The organism is Desulfovibrio sp. MES5, from assembly GCF_002237645.1.
Classification (GTDB): domain Bacteria; phylum Desulfobacterota; class Desulfovibrionia; order Desulfovibrionales; family Desulfovibrionaceae; genus Desulfovibrio.
In genome coordinates, this window is sequence record NZ_MJUZ01000007.1 from 1 (window position 1) to 19,828 (window position 19,828).

21 protein-coding genes and 1 pseudogene are annotated in these 19,828 nt (G+C 52.9%); 12 read left to right on the forward strand and 10 right to left on the reverse strand.

Going from position 1 to position 19,828, the window contains the following annotated elements; genetic code table 11:
* The coding region (locus tag BCS36_RS02195; RefSeq protein WP_291301349.1) for a transposase at positions 1–149 on the forward strand (149 nt) is incomplete at its 5' end.
* A gap of 6 nt (positions 150–155) precedes the next feature.
* Here BCS36_RS02195 and BCS36_RS02200 read toward each other — a convergent pair.
* The 6 genes from BCS36_RS02200 to BCS36_RS02225 all read right to left on the reverse strand — a co-directional run bounded on the left by BCS36_RS02200 (position 156) and on the right by BCS36_RS02225 (position 8,946).
* The gene (locus BCS36_RS02200) at positions 156–1,259 is read right to left on the reverse strand and encodes a class I SAM-dependent methyltransferase (protein ID WP_291301290.1); all 1,104 of its coding nucleotides are present in this window, start codon (positions 1,257–1,259) and stop codon (positions 156–158) included.
* Positions 1,260–1,269: 10 nt separating this feature from the next.
* Positions 1,270–2,880 (reverse strand): glycosyltransferase family 9 protein, encoded by a 1,611-nt coding sequence (locus BCS36_RS02205; protein ID WP_291301291.1) that lies wholly within the window; start codon positions 2,878–2,880, stop codon positions 1,270–1,272.
* Positions 2,873–4,537: an ATP-binding cassette domain-containing protein gene (locus BCS36_RS02210; protein ID WP_291301292.1), complete on the reverse strand. Its 1,665-nt coding sequence runs from the start codon at positions 4,535–4,537 to the stop codon at positions 2,873–2,875. The genes BCS36_RS02205 and BCS36_RS02210 overlap by 8 nt, the downstream gene beginning before the upstream one ends.
* A 205-nt stretch (positions 4,538–4,742) precedes the next feature.
* Positions 4,743–5,744, reverse strand: a complete 1,002-nt coding sequence (locus BCS36_RS02215; protein ID WP_291301293.1) for a hypothetical protein — start codon at positions 5,742–5,744, stop codon at positions 4,743–4,745.
* Positions 5,745–5,932: 188 nt separating this feature from the next.
* Positions 5,933–7,363, reverse strand: coding sequence for a mannose-1-phosphate guanylyltransferase/mannose-6-phosphate isomerase (locus tag BCS36_RS02220; RefSeq protein ID WP_291301294.1), 1,431 nt, complete (start codon positions 7,361–7,363; stop codon positions 5,933–5,935).
* 137 nt (positions 7,364–7,500) lie between these two features.
* Complete coding sequence (locus BCS36_RS02225) at positions 7,501–8,946, reverse strand: phosphomannomutase (RefSeq protein WP_291301295.1); 1,446 nt, start codon at positions 8,944–8,946, stop codon at positions 7,501–7,503.
* Between the two features lie 273 nt (positions 8,947–9,219).
* On the opposite strand from BCS36_RS02225, the gene BCS36_RS02230 reads away from it, so the two are divergent.
* The 3 genes from BCS36_RS02230 to BCS36_RS02240 all read left to right on the forward strand — a co-directional run bounded on the left by BCS36_RS02230 (position 9,220) and on the right by BCS36_RS02240 (position 11,540).
* On the forward strand, positions 9,220–9,921 hold the full coding sequence (locus BCS36_RS02230) for an ERF family protein (protein WP_291301296.1): 702 nt from the start codon (positions 9,220–9,222) through the stop codon (positions 9,919–9,921).
* A gap of 68 nt (positions 9,922–9,989) precedes the next feature.
* Positions 9,990–11,153, forward strand: coding sequence for a hypothetical protein (locus BCS36_RS02235; protein WP_291301297.1), 1,164 nt, complete (start codon positions 9,990–9,992; stop codon positions 11,151–11,153).
* Between the two features lie 18 nt (positions 11,154–11,171).
* A complete protein-coding gene (locus BCS36_RS02240) occupies positions 11,172–11,540 on the forward strand; it encodes a hypothetical protein (RefSeq protein WP_291301298.1) in 369 nt (122 codons plus the stop codon).
* On the opposite strand, the gene BCS36_RS14135 is transcribed toward BCS36_RS02240, so the two are convergent.
* On the reverse strand, positions 11,541–11,810 hold the full coding sequence (locus BCS36_RS14135; RefSeq protein WP_367209111.1) for a type II toxin-antitoxin system RelE/ParE family toxin: 270 nt from the start codon (positions 11,808–11,810) through the stop codon (positions 11,541–11,543).
* Positions 11,811–11,813: 3 nt separating this feature from the next.
* Positions 11,814–12,101 (reverse strand): hypothetical protein, encoded by a 288-nt coding sequence (locus BCS36_RS02245; RefSeq protein ID WP_291301299.1) that lies wholly within the window; start codon positions 12,099–12,101, stop codon positions 11,814–11,816.
* Between the two features lie 85 nt (positions 12,102–12,186).
* Between BCS36_RS02245 and BCS36_RS02250 the strand changes: the two are divergent.
* From BCS36_RS02250 to BCS36_RS14140, 8 genes and pseudogenes are all read left to right on the forward strand, one after another.
* Positions 12,187–13,176, forward strand: a pseudogene (locus BCS36_RS02250) (AAA family ATPase); the annotation flags it as partial.
* A 375-nt stretch (positions 13,177–13,551) separates the two neighbouring features.
* Positions 13,552–14,589: a DUF3150 domain-containing protein gene (locus BCS36_RS02255; protein ID WP_291301301.1), complete on the forward strand. Its 1,038-nt coding sequence runs from the start codon at positions 13,552–13,554 to the stop codon at positions 14,587–14,589.
* A gap of 62 nt (positions 14,590–14,651) precedes the next feature.
* A complete protein-coding gene (locus BCS36_RS02260) occupies positions 14,652–14,888 on the forward strand; it encodes a hypothetical protein (protein WP_291301302.1) in 237 nt (78 codons plus the stop codon).
* Positions 14,885–15,259, forward strand: a complete 375-nt coding sequence (locus tag BCS36_RS02265; protein ID WP_291301303.1) for a type II toxin-antitoxin system death-on-curing family toxin — start codon at positions 14,885–14,887, stop codon at positions 15,257–15,259. Before BCS36_RS02260 ends, BCS36_RS02265 begins: the two co-directional genes overlap by 4 nt.
* Positions 15,260–15,322: 63 nt before the next feature.
* Positions 15,323–17,026: a VWA domain-containing protein gene (locus tag BCS36_RS02270; RefSeq protein ID WP_291301304.1), complete on the forward strand. Its 1,704-nt coding sequence runs from the start codon at positions 15,323–15,325 to the stop codon at positions 17,024–17,026.
* 252 nt (positions 17,027–17,278) lie between these two features.
* Complete coding sequence (locus BCS36_RS02275) at positions 17,279–17,440, forward strand: hypothetical protein (protein ID WP_291301305.1); 162 nt, start codon at positions 17,279–17,281, stop codon at positions 17,438–17,440.
* A 143-nt stretch (positions 17,441–17,583) separates the two neighbouring features.
* On the forward strand, positions 17,584–18,297 hold the full coding sequence (locus BCS36_RS02280) for an IS110 family transposase (protein ID WP_291301306.1): 714 nt from the start codon (positions 17,584–17,586) through the stop codon (positions 18,295–18,297).
* Complete coding sequence (locus BCS36_RS14140; RefSeq protein WP_367209098.1) at positions 18,221–18,619, forward strand: transposase; 399 nt, start codon at positions 18,221–18,223, stop codon at positions 18,617–18,619. Before BCS36_RS02280 ends, BCS36_RS14140 begins: the two co-directional genes overlap by 77 nt.
* A gap of 447 nt (positions 18,620–19,066) precedes the next feature.
* Here BCS36_RS14140 and BCS36_RS02285 read toward each other — a convergent pair whose 3' ends face one another.
* Together BCS36_RS02285 and BCS36_RS02290 are read right to left on the reverse strand one after the other, a co-directional pair.
* Positions 19,067–19,435 carry a type II toxin-antitoxin system RelE/ParE family toxin gene (locus BCS36_RS02285; protein ID WP_291301307.1) on the reverse strand — a complete coding sequence of 123 codons (369 nt, stop codon included), beginning with the start codon at positions 19,433–19,435 and terminating at the stop codon, positions 19,067–19,069.
* The gene (locus BCS36_RS02290; RefSeq protein ID WP_291301308.1) at positions 19,422–19,712 is read right to left on the reverse strand and encodes a type II toxin-antitoxin system Phd/YefM family antitoxin; all 291 of its coding nucleotides are present in this window, start codon (positions 19,710–19,712) and stop codon (positions 19,422–19,424) included. Before BCS36_RS02290 ends, BCS36_RS02285 begins: the two co-directional genes overlap by 14 nt.
* Positions 19,713–19,828 lie beyond the last annotated feature (116 nt).

Genomic DNA, 19,828 nt, shown 5'->3' on the forward strand with positions numbered 1-19,828 from the left:
ACAGGATCACCAACGGCGTGGCTGAGGGCCTCAACAGCAAGATCATGGCCATCAAGAGGAAGGCTTGCGGTTATAGGAACCGGGAGCATTTCAAGACAGCCATCTACTTCTTCTGTGGCGGTCTAAACCTCTACCCGGCCAGTTCCTGACAGGGGTTACCCACGGAAAACCCGGAAGAACCAATTTTTTTTAATAATAATTCCTACACAGGTCGCAGGAATTCCATCAATGAGCAGCTTTATATGTGGGGTGAATTTTAGCAAGGGAAGAGGGGAATCTATACCAGTGACAGACTGGTGCGGAAATGGCGGCATATCAAAATAACAATCAAAAAGACCATTCCCCATATCAAAATTGAAGGGGTAGACCTCTCCTCCGATTTCCTTGATTTCTTTTTCGAGTATGCTTAAATGCTCCCGTGTGAAGAGCACGGATCCCCAATTGTCAATAGTTCGATGAGAAGAAAGTAAGTTAAATTCCGTTGTATGAACGGAAATACCACCTGGTTTGAGAAGTTTTAACGAATTTTTAAGGAAATTCAGTCCCGCAGCGATAGAACCGAGATGTTCCATGGCACAAACTGACCAGCAGAAATCGAAATCCCCATGCAACTCTGTTGGAAGCGAATTCATGTCAACGTATTTGAGCGTGAAATTATTATTGAAATGACTTCTGTCCGTTAAATCTTCATGATATAGGCTTTCCTTTGATAATGTATACTGATTGGTGGACTCCCATCCATTTTGGATGGCGTCGTCATTGCAAAAGGGCCGGTCACCGGCAACAATTGTGCAGTTTCTTTGGATAAGATAACTTGGAATTTTTTCTTGTCCACACGCGAGACCCAAACCATGCTTGCCAAACATATCATGGTCATGAAGCACTTGAAGTATGAAGGCGTTTTCCCAGTTTTTTCGATGAAAAGTAAATGGGACTTTAAGCTCGTTGAGCCAATGTTGAGCCCAAGAAGATTCAAGGTCTTGCTGTGTTGATAACTTGGACTGTAAGTTTACAATTTCTTCGCTATACTCTGTTCCCTTTTCTAAGCTGGCCATGCGTTTTTCTGCCACATGATTCATAATATTTTTTATGTTTTGACTCAGATATAAGCTGTCGACTATTGCTGTATTGCCGTTTGGCTGATTGTTGTGATTAAGAATCTCATCACCTCTTCTGTTTTCGAAAATCCATTCCTTAAGAATGTCTTTATTGTGGTTTAAAAAGTAGTGTACTATTTTTTTATTAATGTAACTAAACATTCTTGCTCCATTATCGGCAATGGGTTACAGTGTTATTGATGGTGTCGTAGACTCGTTGTTGCGATATTAGTTCCATACACAAGCTATTGGTAGTATTTTTTTTGGCACACATTATACTTTGACATCTCCAGCATGGGCTACAATTGGCTTCTGTACAGGCGTCAATGACAGAACATTTGGGATAATCCCCTGCCCTAATATACCCATCAATAGGCCCAAACAAGGCTACTGTATTCAAGTCTAGTGCTGCGCCAAAATGCAAGAATGAACTATCCACGGTTATAAGCATTTTGCATAATGATAATATGGATATGGATTGGCGTAATTTTAAGCTGTCCACTGCGTGTATATTCGGATGGCCAAACTCTGGTAGCGATGAATTATGGAAAATGAGAATCGAATAGCTTTTTGCTAATGTATAAATAACATCCTTTATTGCGGGGTAGTTTCTGTAGTTATCTGCCGCATAAGGCTGTACAGCAAGAAAATTTTTAGGCATGACACCAAGGTTCGATAGAAACTGTTCTGCCCATTGGCGCTCTTGCTCTGTGACAGAGTATACGGGTTTTTTTTCAGCCTGCGTGAGATATTTAATGCCTAGTGCCCTAGAAAAAATTTCAATTCTATTCTGTTTAACAAATGGGATTTCAGCTGATTCAACTTTTGAAGCAGGACACTCAGTCAGATTATGTAGAGCAAAGCAATCTTCCTGATATAGTTCGAGATGATCAATGTCTATCGTTTTGATGCCTTCGAAGCCATAAAACAACTGATGAAATCCTTTGGGGATAGCAAACCATATCTCTCGCTCAGGATATTTTCGAGCCAATGCCTTAAGACCCGGCGTCATCATCAGTAAGTCGCCGACCCCCCCCATGGCACGGGTTACCACAACCGGGCTACTGCTCTTTGCCATCACCCTGGCTTTAACCACGCCGGATGTTTTGCGGGGGAGTAATCTAGCAAGATTACCCCCTTTGAGACGGCTGACTGAGCGCAAGATATTCACAGCAAAGTGCAGGCCTCGGCCTATAACGCCTGCCGCCACGCCCTTTCCCGCCAATCTCTGAGCCAAGCCAAAAACTCTTAAGAGCATGCGCGTTGAAAAATCAAGAGAGCCGGCCGCTCTGATCAATGCGTTGATACCGCCGGCCTGCTGGATTATACGAATAAGGTTCGCATCCTTCATACCGGCCTGGGTTTCTACCAGCAGCGTAACGCAATGGGCGAGTTTGAGTGAGTCATGTGTTGCAAGGCAATGTGCACTACGGCAAAAGAGGAAATAGCCCAGTTTGTTCAGATCGTCGAAGAGGTATGGCCGCGAACCATAATATTCGACCAGCTTCAGCGCTTCATCGGGCTCGCCCGCGTCAAAAAGCGCACGGGACAATAGCCTCGCGTGTTCCAGTCTGTGCCCCAAAAAACGAGATACTCCCATGGTGCTTTCGCTTCGCAGCAAATCTACCGCACGCTGCACCTGTCCATTGTCATGCAGATACTCAGCCAGGGCGTGAAGCTGTGGAAAAAATCCCTCAGGCATATTTTTGCCGCCGAATCTGCTCTGCCATGTATCAGCGAGAGCCAAGGCTTCCATAATATCCCATACCTGCTTGTCAGGCATTATTTTCCTCCAAGGTCTGATAGTCAGCCAACAGTTCGGCTGCCTCGCCTTTGCGGTAGATTCGACCATCCTCAAGCCAGTAGACCAGATCACAATTTTTCAGCGCTGTAAGTTTGTGAGCGATAAGAATACGTGTAATCCCTTGTGGCAGTTCGGCAATTGTTCGCCGAATGCTTTCTTCTGTGCGGTGGTCCAGTGAACTCGTGGCTTCATCAAAAATGAGGACTGCGGGCCTTGCGTACAATGCGCGCGCAATGGTCACCCGTTGCGCCTGCCCGCCTGAAAGGCCCGCCCCGTTTTCGCCGATGCCCCTCGAAAGATTTTCAAAATTTTCTCCCAAAAAATCAATCTGTGCCTGCTGGCAGGCCTCGTGCAGCCGTTCAGCATCCGGCGGCCTGCCCCACTGGCTGAATGCAATGTTTTCAGCCACTGTACCTGCCATAAGATACGGGTTTTGCGGCACATAGCCTATGCTCTGGCGATAGGTCAGCATTTGCCCCGGCGTCATTTCGCGCCCGTCCACAAGAATTCTGCCTGAAGCGGGTTGCAACAAGCCAGACAATACATTGATCAAGGTGCTTTTTCCGGCGCCGGATTTGCCGATAATGCCGACACTGGCTCCTTTGGGGATATCAAGAGTGACGCCTTTAAGGGAGTCTTGCTCAGCGCCGGGATAACGGTAATAAATATTGTCAAGTCGGATCCCATCCTTGATAGCAAAATCCGAATCTTGGGATTCCACATCAAGTTGCGGCACGGCTTTGAGCTGTTCCATATATTCAAGGCAGGGCAGGCCCGTGGGCTGGTTAGCCCGAATATTAATAATAGCGCCAACTGCCCGGTTCAAAGAAGGCAACACGCGCCAGGCTGTAAGTGTGAGCATGGCAATATTTGCGGTTATGGCAGCCCTGCTCGCGTCCTGTATCAGGGTCATCCAAGCGAGCGTACAACCAATAAGCACAAAGCCCATACTTTCCAGAACCCAAGCGGGAATGGGTGGCGCTGTTTCCAAAAAAGCACGAGGACGCACGCTGTCGCGTATGGCTTGAGAAATGGCATGTAAAAAGGTGGGCTGCTGCTGATAGATGAGTATTTCGCGAATGCCACGCACCGCTGCCATTGTGGCGTGAGATTCTCTGGCTTGGGCCTGGGCGTTATTATGAGATGATTTGTCAATATTTTTTCTGACGGCGCCGTAAAGTGTAACGGCAGTCACGGCCATGACCCCAAGGACAAGCATGGTCAATCCCGGCGCGTAGATAAACAAGCCCAGAAATAGTAAGCCTGCTGTAATAAAATTGCTGTAGGCCACCATGCTCTGTATGAGTAATTGCCCGAGAGAGTGACGCCATGACATCTTGGTGAAGGCTTCGGCACTGAGTGAAGAAATATGCCAGTCATAAGGCATGTAAACAAAGCGGCGCATGATTTCACACCCGACAAATCCGGCTACTTCGCCGCCCAGCAATCCGGTTTTCCAGGTAACAAAAGCTGAAACCATATTTTTTGTAACGATCATACTGATGGGCACCAGCACAGTGCATAACATCAGTGTTCGCGAATCAGCAAAGACCGGGCCTAGAAAGGGCGCATATTCCAGTATCAAAGCGGCATACTTGGACTGTTGAACTCTCTCCGGATCATTAAGCACGCCCACAAAAAGAGACAGGCTCAAAATACCGCCCAATTCCAACAGGCCAAGAATGACCATGCTGATAAAGAGTCCTGTCCCCGATTTGCGCAGTCTGTGCGGGAGCACACGCCAAATTCTTGAAAAACTAAAAAAAAGCAACCGAAGAGTATTCAAACGGCCTCCAACACTTGCACGGCAAGGTACAAGCCCAGGGAATAGGGCGATTACGCTAACGATGGTCGATCAACAATTCTTGACGCAAACGCCGTAAAATTTGCCCGGCGGCATCAATGTCGGCTTCAGCCCATTTCGCTTTCAATCCTTTGAACGCGCCGCTTGTCGCTTGCATCGCAACAAGCGTATAAGGCACGGCATGGGCTTTGGGCATATCCATAAAATCCATATTCCCAGACCAGCCTGTGGCCACAGCGTGCAGACCGTAAAGCAAAGCCTCATGGATAGTCAATCCGTACCCCTCTGAGCGGTGTAGGGAAAGATATATGTCCTGTTTCAGGTAAAGCTCTTCCAACGCACCGGCATCTAGCATTTTTGTCATAATACTGACGCCCGGTACCTGTGCACACGCTTGTTCAAATTTTTTAAAGTTTTCGTAGTCGGCTTGAGGTGAACTGACTTTGAACGTCATTTCTGCTTCACCTGGCTTGAACGCCAAGCGAAAAGCTTCAAGTGCCGCCATCGGGTTTTTTCTGGCGAAGGCAGATCCCATATCAAATATAAAGAGACAGCGAACAATACCGTCACAAGCAAAGGCAGTTTTCTGTTTCTGTGGTGCTTCCAGCACGTGCGGCACAACGACAACTTCCTTGTCCGTGCACGGCAACAAGGCCTCGCGTACAAAGGCGCTTGGAACTTCAACTGCGTCAAGATACTGGAGCGCATGGCGCCATACGCCCGGCACGACCGCCAGTTCCCAAGCCCAATAGCCTATAATTTTCTTGTTGTGCAAAAAACGCTTGCCCAGCCTGAAAAGAATCAAATGAAATTGAGGAGGGTTGGCATGAATGACCAAAATACACGGCAGCTTCATGCTCATAAATTCCTTAAGGGAAATAGCGCCGCTTTCTTCCAGAGAAAAGGTGGGCTGTTGCACCATAGCTTGGGTTATATCCACCCGTATAACAGCTCGCCCCTCCCGTTCAACACGGTTGGCATAAAGCCTTGCTCCTTGGGCCAACCCGCTACTGCTTCTGAAGGCACCAAGTATTGCCATAGAATTTGTGCTGGTTGGCGTTGGACGTGGATCCAAGCATGTAGCAGATCGCACCCTCAATAGCCAGAGGCGTAAACCGGGAGGAAACCGTTTCCAAATTTTTTTTAAGAAAAAAAGAAGTGAGGTTCTTTGCAACATCAGTATCAACCAGCCCCTGGGTATTTACTCAAAAAAGTTGCTACGCGAATTCAACTCTGCTTGCGCCCGTACACATCGGCAAAGCGTACAATGTCGTCCTCGCCCAGGTACGCGCCGGACTGGATTTCAATGAGCACCAAGGGGATGACGCCGGGGTTTTTCAGCCTGTGCCGTGTCCCCACGGGAATGTAGGTGGACTGGTTTTCTGTATACAAGCGGGCTTCATTGCCGTTGGTCACTTCTGCCGTGCCGCTGACAACCACCCAATGCTCGGCGCGGTGATGGTGCATCTGGAGGGAAAGCTCCGCGCCGGGGTTGACCGTGATGCGTTTTACCTGAAAGCGGCCGTCCATAACGAGCGTTTCGTAGCTGCCCCAGGGGCGGTACACCAGCGGATGCTGTCTGCATTCGGTCCGTTGCGCTGACTGCAAGCGGCCGACAATGGTTTTGACTTCCTGCACCCGCTCGCGCGGGGCCACCAGTACGGCATCGCGCGTTTCCACAACCACAAGGTCGCGTACGCCAATGGCCGTCACCAGACGGTGCTGGGCGTTAAAATAACAGTTTTCCGCGTCTTGGGTCATGATATCGCCGTGGCAGACGTTGCCGTCGTCGTCACCCGGCTCTGCCTGATAGAATGCCTCCCACGAGCCGAGGTCGCTCCAGCCCGTGGACAGGGGAACCACCGCCGCATGGTCCGTCTGTTCCATGACCGCATAGTCGATGGAGTCGGACGGCGAAGCCAGAAAAGCGGGCGTGTCCGGGCGGCAGAACGCGCCGTCCGCCACGCGTCCTTGCCAGGCGGCGCAGCAGGCGGCGTGTATTTCGGGGGCAAAGCGCTCAAGCTCTTGCAGGTATATGGAGGCACGCAGCAGAAACATGCCGCTGTTCCACAAAAAGCCGCCCTGGTCCAGCATGGATTGGGCCGCCGCTGTATCGGGTTTTTCCACAAAACGGGCCACGCGAAAGCCGCCCTGGCCCAGAGCTTCGCCCAAAATTTCGCCCTGTTCAATATAGCCAAAGCCCGTTTCGGGGCTGGCGGGCGTGATGCCGAAGGTGACGATATGCCCTTGTTCTGCCAGGGCCGCGGCAGATTTCACCCCTTTTAAAAAGGCGTTCTCGTCGCCGATGGCATGGTCGGACGGCAGCACCAGCATGAGCGGATCCGCCCCGTCGCGGGCAAGGACAAGGGCCGCAAGGGCAATGGCTGGTGCTGTGTTGCGCGGCGCGGGTTCCAGCAGAATGGTGGCGCGCACCTGGCATTCGTACAATGCGGCTGTTACATAAAAGCGGTGGGCCTCATTGCAGACAATGACCGGTTCCAGGCATTCTTGAATGCGCTGCGCCCGCAAGAGCGTGTCTTTAAACAGGGTACGCCCCTCGCCCAGATCCACAAACTGCTTGGGATAGGTCTCGCGTGAGAGCGGCCACAGGCGTGTACCGCTGCCGCCGCAAAGTATCACGGGAGCAATGTTTGGCATGGATTTACTCACATATATTCAAATAAGTGGCTTACGCCGCCTGCGGCATGCATGCCCGCTGCGGTACCCGGCCAGAAAATTACATTATTCGCGGGCGCAGGACAAGGCCGTTGCGGGCGTGCGGCCCGCTTCGCAGCTTACGCCGTAACAGCTCCGCCCCGTGATTCCAGCAGGTGCAGGAGTTGGGCGGTCTTGTCTTCCAGCAGGGCGCGGTTGGCGCGACTTTCCACATTGAGGCGCAGCAACGGCTCGGTATTGGACATGCGCAGGTTGAAGCGCCAGTCCGCAAATTCCAGATTTACGCCGTCCATGCTGTCCTCGTGGAGGGCATGGGGGGCGTACTGTTCCCGCACAAGCTGCATAAGGGCGGGCGCGCCCTGCACGCGGCGGTTGATTTCGCCGCTGCACGGATAGGCGGCCATGCGTTCGGCCACAAGTTCGGCCAGGGGGCGGCCCATGCGGTGCAGCAGTGTCGCCACCAGCAGCCAGGGCAGCATGCCCGAATCACAGTAGGCAAAGTCCCGAAAATAGTGGTGGGCGCTCATTTCGCCGCCGTATACGGCGTCTTCGGCCCGCATGCGTTCTTTCATGAAAGCATGGCCTGTCTTGCCCATGACAGGCTGGCCGCCTGCGGCCAGCACCACTTCGCGGGTGTTCCAGTAAACTCGCGTGTCGTGCACCACCTTGCCGCCGGGAGCGCGGCGCAGCAGTTCCTGCGCCAGCAGGCCGATGCAGTAATAGCCTTCAATAAAATTGCCGTCGCTGTCATAAAAAAAGCAGCGGTCAAAATCGCCATCCCAGGCAATGCCCATATCTGCTCCGGCCTCGCGCACGGCAGCGGCAGTGGCCTCGCGGCGCTCTGGCAAAAGCGGATTGGGAACACCGTTGGGAAACGTCCCGTCAGGTTCCATATGCAGGCAGGTGAAGTCAAAGGGCAGGGCGGTCACCAAATCGCGCAACACAAGGCCCGCGCAACCGTTGCCCGCATCGGCCACGAGCTTGAGCGGCTTGCGCCCCGGAGCCGCGCCAAGTTGCCCCGCGCCGCTGTAGTCGAGCAGCCAGCGCACATAGTCGGCCCGAAAAGACGCCTCGCGCAGCGCAGAAGGTGCTGTATCCGCAGCGTGGGGCTGATCGCCGCCCGCCAGCAGTTCCGCCACCCTGTCGCGCAGGGCGAACAGCCCGGAATCCCCGCTTACGGGAATGGCTCCGCCGCGCACCAGTTTGAAGCCGTTTTCATCTGCCGGATTATGGCTGCCGGTGATCATGATGCCTGCGTCAAAAGGGCCGTCAGCAGCCGGATTGTTAGCCTGGCTGCGCCCATGGTTGGCGGCGGCATAATAAATTTCTTCCGTGCCGCAAAGGCCGATGTCCGTCACGCTGGCCCCGGCCTCGCGTAGGCCGTTTGCCAGGGCGTCACGCAAAAGCGGTCCGGAAAGGCGGGCATCATGCCCCAGCACAACACGTTTTGCGCCCAGCACGTCCACCACAGCCCGTCCAAGGGCATGCGCCAGAGGGGCGTTCAGAACATCAGGCACGCGACCACGGATATCGTAGGCTTTGAAGCAGGAGAGAAGAGAGCTCATGCGGTTCCTTGGCTTGGCGCGTCTGTCGCAACTATCATAGGACAAGTATCGTGGATGTCGTTGTACCAAGCTTGGGAGGATTTTGCCAAGCCTGTTTTTGCCACAGCACAGTAAAGCAGTAGGAAAATCGATGGAATTCTATTCACGCGCAGGCTGTGAATCAAGGCGATTGAAAGCTATATTACAAATTTGAAACAGCAGGACAGTGTGTCAACGTATCGTAAATGCTCTGTCTGGCACAGGTAGGGCATTCCCCTATCACGGAGGTATATCATGACCCCATACCAATCTGAAAATATCACCGAACTGGCCAAGGCCTTGCTCAACGTGCAGCGAACCGTACAGCCTATCACCAAAGACGCTGAAAATCCTTTTACCAAAAGCTGGTACGCCAGTCTCAACAGCGTGATGGATGCCTGTCGTGATGCGCTCATCGAAAACGGCATCTGGCTGTGTCAGTACCCTGTGCCTGTGGAGCAGCCCAACTCTCTGGGCCTGGTCACCAAGCTGACGCATGCAGAGTCAGGGCAATGGCAAAGCTCTCTTGCTGTGGTTCCTCTGCCCAAGGCCGATCCGCAGGGCATGGGATCGGCCATGACCTATTGCCGTCGCTACGCTCTAACCGCCATGTTGGGCATGGTCACGGAAGATGACGACGGAGAAGGGGCAAGAACTGGCCGAAAAACGCCCTCACGTCCGAAATTGCCCGTAAACGCCCCTGAGGCGCGAAAAGCGGCTTCGGGCGGCACTAACGTCGCGAATAGTTCTCCAACCCTCTCAAATCGGCCGCCAGCAGTACTTGAAAATCTTCCTCCGCTGGAAGGCATAACTTACCAGCAGGTCACGGCCCAGGACGGGCGGCCCTGCATCATTGCCAGCGGCAACACGCAAGCCAAAAAGGAATTGCTCACAGGCGCGGGCTTCCGCTGGAACCCGCAGAGAAAATTGTGGTGGAAGTATGTTGATGCCGCATAGTAAAAATCAAAATACCGAGTAAGAGGGCTGCCTGATGGCGGCCCTCTTACTTTTGTGGGGGTGAAATCATGAAACAGCCGGACCGCACGGAAGGCTTGCGTTCGCTAATTCGTCAGGGGTTGCAAGCCGTCTCTCAGCAAAGTACCGCCGCTCATCTGGGCGACAGATCCACCTATGTGGGCATGAGCGACATCGGCCAGCATTGGGAATGCCCTCGTGCCGCTCTCGCCCGTAAGGTGATGCCCACGCCGAATAGCCTGGAGCGTCTGCTGACCCTGCAGCGCGGGCACTGGTTTGAATCTGGCGTTGGGCAAGCTCTGGCTTCGTTGGGCCTGCATGTACTGCCCCAGCTAGAAATAAGCTGGCAGCATCAGGGCGTACCCATCAAGGCTCATTTGGATTTTGTGCTGGTCTGGGGTGCTCCCGTCAACGCCATACGGATTCTGGAAGTGAAAAGTACGGACAAGCTGCCTGCTTCGCCGCACGATTCTCACCTGCTGCAACTGCACGGTCAGCTTGGTCTGCTGACACAAGCCTGGGACAAGCCCGTTTTCAACATACGCGCTGAGGATGGCACGCTTCTGCATAAGAAAATGACCTTTCCACAACTTTGCCTTGCCCATCTTGGCCTTCAGTTGCCTGCAACTGCTGACAAGACAAGCATGGAGGCTTGGCTGCTCTGCCTTTCCATGCAGGATGTGACTACCTTTGGTCCTTACACTTTCAATCAGGCCATGCTGGATACGGCTCTTGACCATGCGGTCCAACTCTGGGGCGACCTCACGGCCCACCGTGCCGGGAACTTGTCCCTTTCACAGGTAACCTGCGCCCAAGGTTTTTACCCAATCTGTTCGTACTGTGAATACAACGGCGACTGCCCCAAATTCCCACAGGGAGTGCAGATGCCGCAATGGGAGCCAGCGCTTGAAAAACTGACTGTCCTCAAGGAACAACGCACGGCTTTGGATAACGAAATCAAAGAAATGGAGACGGTGCTCAAGCTGGTTCATCGGCAATCTGGCACACGGGATTGGGTAGATACGGGGAAGTATCGCTTTCGCGCCTCCGTCGCGACTGGTCGAAATACACTGAACCGCGAAGTCCTGCATGAAGAACTGACTGACATCTTCCGCTTTGAAGGCTTGGGTGACATTGACGTGGATGCCTTGCTGGCCCGTTGCGAGCGCACCGGTGCGCCTTTCGAACGACTGTCCATTTCAACAATCAACTGAGTATAAAGGAGAATTGCCATGGGATATTATTCTGACGTGGCTTTATGTCTGAGCAAGGCCGGGGCGGAAAAACTGGCAGCGGCCATTGAGGCGCGTATCGTCAATACCTCTGATGATTTCGCCAGCAACGCCATAAAGGCTTTGATCGGCGGCGAGCCTGTCCGCAAGGATGAGGACACTGGCACTGTGGCTTTTTGCTGGAGCGGGGTGAAATGGTATTCCGATTTTGAAGGCGTGGCCTTTGTGGAAAACTTTATGGCCGACCTGGACGACGAAGACTACTACTTCATCCGCATAGGCGAAGACTATGATGACATCGAAGTGATCGGCGGCTTTTGGGACAATCCGCTGGGTATACAGGTCATGCGGGAAATTACGTGTTGCTGATCAGGCTGGGTACTGCCGCGATGTATGCAAGACAGCTACAATGCGTATCGCATCCGGTGAACATGTATACACAAGCAAATAGTGTTTATGGACAACAAGTTCGCGAGTCCCCTTTATACGTCCTGGTTTACCCATTTCAGAAAACGTCAGCAGTCGATTGGCCTGATTGTCGAACAAGTCATCCAATGCATCCGCAGCCTGATTATCATGTTCAAAGACGAAAGCATAAATCTGTTTTCGGTCTTCTAAGGATTGAGGAGACCAGATCAGATTCTATAGTGATCCCTCTCGACTAGCCGCCAGAGAAGATTTAAAGGCTCCCATCTGTGCAAGAGCCTGCTCCTGTGTCAGGCCACGTCCCGCCTGCAATTCTTGCAATCCGCGCTCCACTTTGCCTTTAAACCACATGTCGTACTGATTTCTACGGACGTCCTGCTGTACATACTCAGCCATAAATGCTCTCAGAAGCTCAGTATTGTCGCAGGCGTTCTTTTCAGCAACATGCACAAAGGCACTCAACAGACTGGCGTCAACAGAAAAACTAACTGTTTGCTCTGACATAAATACCCCCTGTCTATCAAAAAGATAGGGCCTTGTTCGCCTTCGGTCAAGCGAATAGCACACACAACATGAAAAGGTGAAAATAATGAAAAATCCTATAATTATTGAAATATCCAACCTCCAGCCCACCGATCTCGACGCCGGGCAGGTTTTCAGCGGCAAGCCCTCCGGCACCACGGTAAGAGGCTATGCCGCGCCCACAGCGCACACTCCGGCCCTTGACCCAGGCTACATCTTCCACGAGTCCAGCCGCGACATGGTGGTCTGGTTCGTAAATCTTCAAGGGCCACAGGGGGCACATGAACCGCTGTACGTCTTCGGCCCCACAGGCTGCGGCAAAACAAGCTGCATCAAACAACTGGCGGCCAGGCTCAATTATCCGGTCTTTGAGGTGACAGGGCACGGCCGCCTGGAGTTCGCCGATCTGGTGGGGCATCTGACGGTCAAGGACGGCAATATGGCCTTTGAATACGGCCCGCTTGCCCTTGCCATGCGCCACGGAGCGATTTTTCTCCTGAATGAGATCGACCTGACTTCGCCGGAAATCGCCGCTGGCCTGAACAGTGTGCTGGACGGTTCCCCCCTGTGCATTGCGGAAAATGGGGGCGAAATCATCCAGCCGCACCCCATGTTCCGTTTCGTGGCCACGGCCAATACCAATGGCGCTGGCGATGACACGGGCCTGTACCAGGGCACGCAACGCCAGAACCTCGCATGGTTGGACCGCTTCACCATCTGCGAAGTGGGCTACCCTGATGCAACTGTGGAGAAAAAACTGCTGTCCCAGCGTTTCCCTTCGCTTCCCGAATCGTTGTGCGCCACCATGGTGGACTATGCCAATGAAGTCCGCAAGCTGTTCATGGGCGAGGCTTCCACCGGCAACCTCACCAACACCATAGAAGTGACGTTCTCCACGCGCAGTCTGCTGCGCTGGGGGGATCTGACCGTGCGCTTTCAACCCCTGGCCCATCAGGGCATTCAGCCCGTGACCTATGCCCTCGACCGTGCCCTGGCCTACCGCGCCAGCCGCGAAACCCGCGCCATGCTGCACGAACTGGCCCAGCGCATGTTCCCCCAGCATACGGAAGCGGACATCAAGGCAATGAATTCCGGTTCAGAGGAGGAATCCCTGCAAGGCGATACCGCCCTTCGTTTCATGAAAAACCGTCTGTGCCATTCCCCCACGGTAACGCAACCCCGCGTCCACCTGCAGGTGACCTATGACCTGCCAGACCAGAGCACGTCTGGTAAATTCTGGATTGGCGAGGCTCGTCCTGAAGGCCTCATGCTCCATTGGGGCAAGCAGGGAACCTCCGGTCAGCAACGATTCATCCCCGCTGACAAATGCGAAAGCAATAATGCCGTGCTGGAGCTTGAAGCCCGTGCAGCCAAAAAACTCAGGGACGGCTACGTCCTCAACACCACAAAAAGTTCATTATAGGAGAAGGTTATGACACACGTTCTTTCAGACATCCGAATTCTCGACAATTTGCTGGCCCTCAATCTCAACGTCAGCCTGTGGTCAGCCCGCCGCAAGATGAGCCAGGAAGACCTGGGCGGAGCGGAACTTCCCCCTGAAGATCTGGCGTCCATTGGCTCCAAGCGCATCGCCGACCCGGAAAATCTCAAAGTGTTCGGCACACTCAAGGCCCGTGCCTTCAACTATCTGGACAGGCATGGCGTGCGTTTCATGTCCGGCTGGGCCATTCCTGAAGAAAAGGCCGGGGAAATCGTGCAGGAGCTTTGCAGCATCCGCAACGACTTCCAGAAAGAAAAAGAAGCCTTTCTGGCTGGTTATGATCAGAATGTGCAGAGCTGGATAGAAAAACATCATCAATGGGGCGAAATTATCCGCAATTCCATCGTAGGGCCGAATTATGTCCGCGCCCGCATGGATTTTCGCTGGCAATTGTACAAGGTGTCCCCGCTGGCGCAGCATGCGGATAACACAGCCGTGCTGGAAGCCGGTCTGGCTGAAGAGGTACAGGGGCTCGGCGGTACGCTCTTTGGCGAAGTTGCTAAGTCTGCCGAGGACATCTGGCGCAGGGTGTACCACGGAAAAACAGAAGTAACCCACAAGGCCCTTTCGCCCTTGCGGACTCTGCATACCAAGCTCACAGGCCTGTCCTTTGTAGAACCTCATGTGGCCCCGGTGGCTGACATCGTGCAGGCCGCACTGCAACGCATCCCCAAGAAGGGCAATATCACCGGCACAGACCTGCTGCTTCTGCAAGGTCTGGTCTGCCTGCTCAAGGACAGTGACGCGCTGGTGGCCCACGCCCAGAAAGTTATCGAAGGTTACGGCCCGGCCTTTGTGCTGGATGCCTTGCTGGCCGATCCGGGCAGTATCCACGAATCAGACGACCCCGCTGGAGAAATTGAAGGCATTGCAGATGGGGAGATGGACGACGAGCCAGTACTGCCGGACATCCCCGTGGCAGACAATACGCTGCCTCATCCTGCCATTCCCAGCCTGGGCTTGTGGTGATATCAAGAAATTTCTTGACGTCAAGCTATAGGCTTCGTAGTCGTAAGAAAAAGGGGGTAGCCATGACACAGGCATCCGTAAAACGGGTCAAATTCGCCAGCCAGATGGAGCCAGATCTTTATGAAGACCTTAAATCTGTGGCGCAAGAGGACGGACGGCAGATTCAGGCCGTGTTGGAAGATGCTGTGCGCATCTATATTGAAAATCGTAAACGTCCCATGGCACGACGCCATGTGCTTGACGCCCTTGAAGTCAGCATGATTGAGCACGATGCCCTGTATCAAGAGCTTGCAAAGTGAGCCGGGATTACCTGACGGTTGCCGACATTCTGGGTATGCACGTCATTCTTGTTGAAAGGTATGGCGGCATGCCCGGTGTTCGGGATATGGGCGGGCTGGAATCGGCTGTATACCGGCCCCAAAGCGGCTACTATACGGATGCTGTGGAGGAGGCCTGCGCCTTGCTGGAAAGCCTGCTCATCAACCATCCCTTCATAGACGGAAACAAGCGGACGGCCTTCGCTGCTTGCTCGGTTTTTCTACAGATCAATGGGCACGGCATGCGGGCGGATTCGGATTGGCTGTATGCGGCCATCATTCGCTGGCTGCAACTGCCCCCTTCGGAGCGTTTCTCCACGATGCTGACTGACTTGCGAACCATTACAGAATGAACTCATGAAAAATGATGAACCAACGGCCCGGCTCTATGTCGGGCTTTCTTATTGTGAGGTACCATGATTCGCTCTAAAGACATCCTCAACTGCCTGCCCCTGCTGGCGTCCGTGTTGGGCGACCAGTACGGGGTGCAGGTACGTATTGGTGGCAATGAAGCCTGCACCAATGGCAAGGTCATCTATTTGCCTGCATTGCCTATGGATTGTGAACCGGAATTGTTGGCCCGGGCCAAAGGTTTTTGTGACCACGAGGCGGCCCATATAAGGCACACGGACTTTGCTGCACTCAAAGCTGCCAAGCTTGATCCTGTAACCTTCAACCTCTTCAATTGCCTGGAAGATTGGCGTGTAGAAAAGAAGTTGTCGGCGATCTTTCCTGGATGCCGACAAAATTTGAACTGGCTGATCCGACGATTCTTTGTGGAACAGGCACAGCCAAGGGCCGGGGGTGATTCCCCGGCCCTTGCTGTTTTGGACTATGTGCTGTTGACCGTTCGGGCCTGGGACGTGGAAGAGGTGAACATGCCACGCATGGCAGCAGCAGATGCGCTATGCCAGTATTTCCCCGGCCTGAAGGAAATGCTGGATGCCACCTTAGTCAAAGTCCGCATACATTGTCCTGACACTGCTTCCACCATCGCTTATGCTCGTCAATTGGCCCAGAGCATCCGGCAATGGGAACCGCAACCGCAGACAGAAAGCGACGAAAACAACGTGCAAAAAGGAGGAAGCAAGCCCAATACCAACAAGGGGCGGCGCAAAGGCCACGCTTCAGGGGCGCAAGAAGGACACGGATATGGTGTCGCCCACAGCGGTTCTGCCCCTCAATCAGAGCAAAATCCCACGCCCGGTTGTGCTTCTCAAACGCAACAGCCCACGGCCCACAGCAGGGCCAAGGATCAACTCGCAGCCCTGTTCCACGCCGAGGCGCAAGACCTGCCGCAAGCCCTGGGGGATATTCTTTCAGGGGCCCTTACACGTTGTCAGGCAGAATCAGCCTATGAAACTGTTACGGTTGCCGTGGAGGGTTTTCGTCCATCGGAGGCCTTGCCGGAGGCCCAAAAGCAGCAAGCTCTTAAGGCCAGTATTGCCCTGCGCACACGCCTTCAGGGTCTTTTGCAGGCTCAGACACAAAAGCGGTGCAGCATCGGGCGGCGCGGGGCATTGCATCCCGGCTCGCTCCATCGGCTGCAAACAGGCAATCCGCGCATTTTCCGCAGGGAGGCGGAACAAGGTGGCCTCAACACTGCTGTGCATATCCTGCTGGACGTCAGCGGCAGTATGAGCGGCACTCCCATCGTTCTGGCAAAGCAGGCGTGCTTTGCTGTGGCAAAAGCACTGGAAAATATCCGGGGCGTCAACCCAGCGGTCACGGCTTTTCCGGCTATGGCTTCCACAAGTTCTGTATTCCCCATCATGAGGCATGGTCAAAAGATACCGGATAACTTCGACATAAATGCCTCTGGCGGTACGCCACTTGATGCGGCCTTGTGGTGGGTTATGCAGACAATGCTGTTCCTCAAGGAGCAAAGAAAAATCATCCTCGTCATTACAGACGGAATACCCGATAGCACACACGCAGCAACCCATGCTGTAACCGTAGCGCAAAAGCTTGGTTTTGAGGTGTATGGCCTTGGCATCTGCAATGAACACATCGCCCACCTGCTGCCACAGACCAGCCGGGTTATTAACGATATTCCCAATCTGGCGCCCGTCATGTTTGACATGCTTCAGACCGCCCTACTCAAAGGCGGTGCGGCATGATGGTACCCTTGGACTATTGCCGCTGGAGTCCGGCACGGCCCAATCCAACATTTTTCACCCACAACCGGCGGCGCATCCCGCGTTGCTGACACTCAAGGAGGCTGTATGAATCCACTGGCATGGATACCTGTTGCTATTGCTGTGTTGCAGGTCATCAAGGAAAACTGGGACGATTAACCGGCAGAATAGTTGGTGCAGGAGGCGGGATAATTCCCGCCTCCTGCATTTACGCAACTGAAAAGGAGAATAACAATGAGCAATAAATGGGTATTTATAGGTGGCATACTCGCTGGTGTCGCAGGGGTATTCACTGCGGCGGCGATTTCTATGGAACTGGAGGGTCGGCAAAGCGGCACCCGTGACACAGTGGATGAACCTGAAACGCTGGCCTTGCCTGAAAGCGAAGGCATGTAGAGGGCTACAGTCTGATTGCAGGGCGGGAGTTTTTTATATCCCGCCCTGTTTGCATGGACAGAGATTAGCTGATGGGATGGCCTCGCCCGAACAAATCAGGCATGCATAGGTAAAGCAAACAACCCTGCAAAGGAGACCATCCCATGAGCGAGATTACTCTGATCGGCATCGACCTGGCAAAGAACATTTTTCGCATCAACTGCTTGGATGAAAACGGCAAGCGCGTCATGAACAAAAATCTGCACCGGGAAAGCGTTGTTCAATTTTTTGCGTCGCTATCCGAATGTACAGTGGCCATGGAAGCCTGCGCAAGTTCCCATTACTGGGGACGCACCATGAAATCTCTCGGGCATACGGTCAAGCTCATTCATCCGCGTTACGTTACGCCATACCGCCTCGGCGACAAGAATGATGCCAAGGATGCCGCGGCCATCTGTGCAGCCGCGCAACGTCCGGATATGCGTTTCGTCCGGTTGCGCTCGCAACGCCAGTCGGACATCCAGGGCTTGCACAGGGTCCGTGAAGGACTTGTCGCCGAAAGAACCGCGACAATAAACAGGGTTCGCGCTCTGCTTGCCGAAAACGGCATCGTCATAAAACAAGGATCGACAAATGTATTCTCCGCTTTGCCTGTCATCATCGACGATTATGAAAATAATCTGTCTGGCATGATGCGACAGCTTTTGCGGATGCAATATGCCCTTCTGCTTGCTCTGCGTGAACAGTTGTCCGAGTTAGGGAAAATGCTGCAAGCACTTGTAACCCAAGAAGAAGCGTATCATGCAGCTTCCAGGTCTTGGCGTGATAACGGCAACATTACTCGGCTCGGAACTGGGCAACGGTTCCGCCTTCCGTAACGGTCGCGCTTTTGCTGCTTACTTGGGATTGACTCCCAGACAACACTCAAGCGGCGGGAAAAATGTACTTTTGGGCATCAGCAAGCATGGGAACCGCTATTTGCGTACCTTGCTGGTCCACGGGGCCAGGACAACGCTACGCTCTATTCTCTTTGGCCGCTCCCCATTTGGTGGAGGCCCGATTGAGGCGTGGGCAACAGAGTTGCTGAACCGGCGAGGTAAAAACAAAACCATTGTGGCTCTGGCGGGAAAGCTGGCGCGAATGGCGTGGGCCATATTGGCGAAAGGCGTATCTTTCCAAAAAGCAGCGTGTGCCGCATAGCATTTTTCACGAGCCTTACAGCGTGACATTTTGATGGTGTCGCATGCAAATCTCTCGCCAAACCTAAACAAACACTGATGACGAAAACTATTTCCCTCCCGAGGATGTGAGAGTCAAGACGCATGGAATAAACGGTCGGACCTGCTTTCGGAAAACCTGGTGCAGTCCGTGGTCATGAAGACCGATTAGCCGATTAGGACCGAAAGCGCGGATTACCCATACTGGCGCGGCGATATCGCCTGATGCCGAATATACGTGTGCATCCGATTTGTTTTTACTTCATGAAGAAAGACCTTGACTCCTGGGCGAGGCCATATACGGACAGTAATGAACTTGAATATCAAGCCGACATTAGAAATTAGGCCCGGCTACCAATTCAATGTCATAGTCACTAAAGATATGGTGTTTGAACAGCCGTATAGAGCAGGGAGCTAGGAAATGCGATTATTACTTATCTCTGTCTCTACTATAAGAAGTAAGCAAGCGTTCTTTCAAAAGCGAAGAAAAATTGCGCCGCCCATCAGCGATAAGATGGATATGAACTTCATGACTCGCTTTGTGAATTTGATAAAAAATTCGATACGGCGGAACTTGAATCTCCCTGAAAGACAATATGTTTACTCGCCTCAATTCGGGTGGGATCCGCCCTCTATCGGGCAATTCGGACAAGCTGTCTCGCGCTTGAAGGAATTTGTTCAAAATCGTATCTGCCATGTCCGGGCCTTCTCTGTCAGCAATGAAAGAAACAATATCAGAAATGTCTCTTTTAGCACGGCTCGTAAAAGAGGAAATCCAAGTTTTCCTACCTATGCTCATTGCGTTTCTCCGCAATCATATTCCGTAGGTCGGCAAAAACTTCGTCAGAGTCATGCAAGTTGCCAGCCTCTACATCAGCGGAGCTTTCTGCCAGTAGGCGTAACAGGGCAAGGCTTTCCTGCATTTGGTCATATTCTCGTACATTCATTACTACCGCCTTGGCTTCACCATTTTGTGTAATGATCATAGGATTGCCAGATTCATCAACGGATTCAATAAGTTGCTTGGCGTTATTTTTAAGCCATGAAATAGGCTTTATGTCGGAATGAAATTGCATAGACCCTCCATATGGGAAAAATTATGTCTGAATTTAGACTAATCATTGTAGGAAAAGAAATCAAGGATTCTTTGTAAATTCTTTCTGCGGGACACGCTCCCCAATTTCGCGTCGCC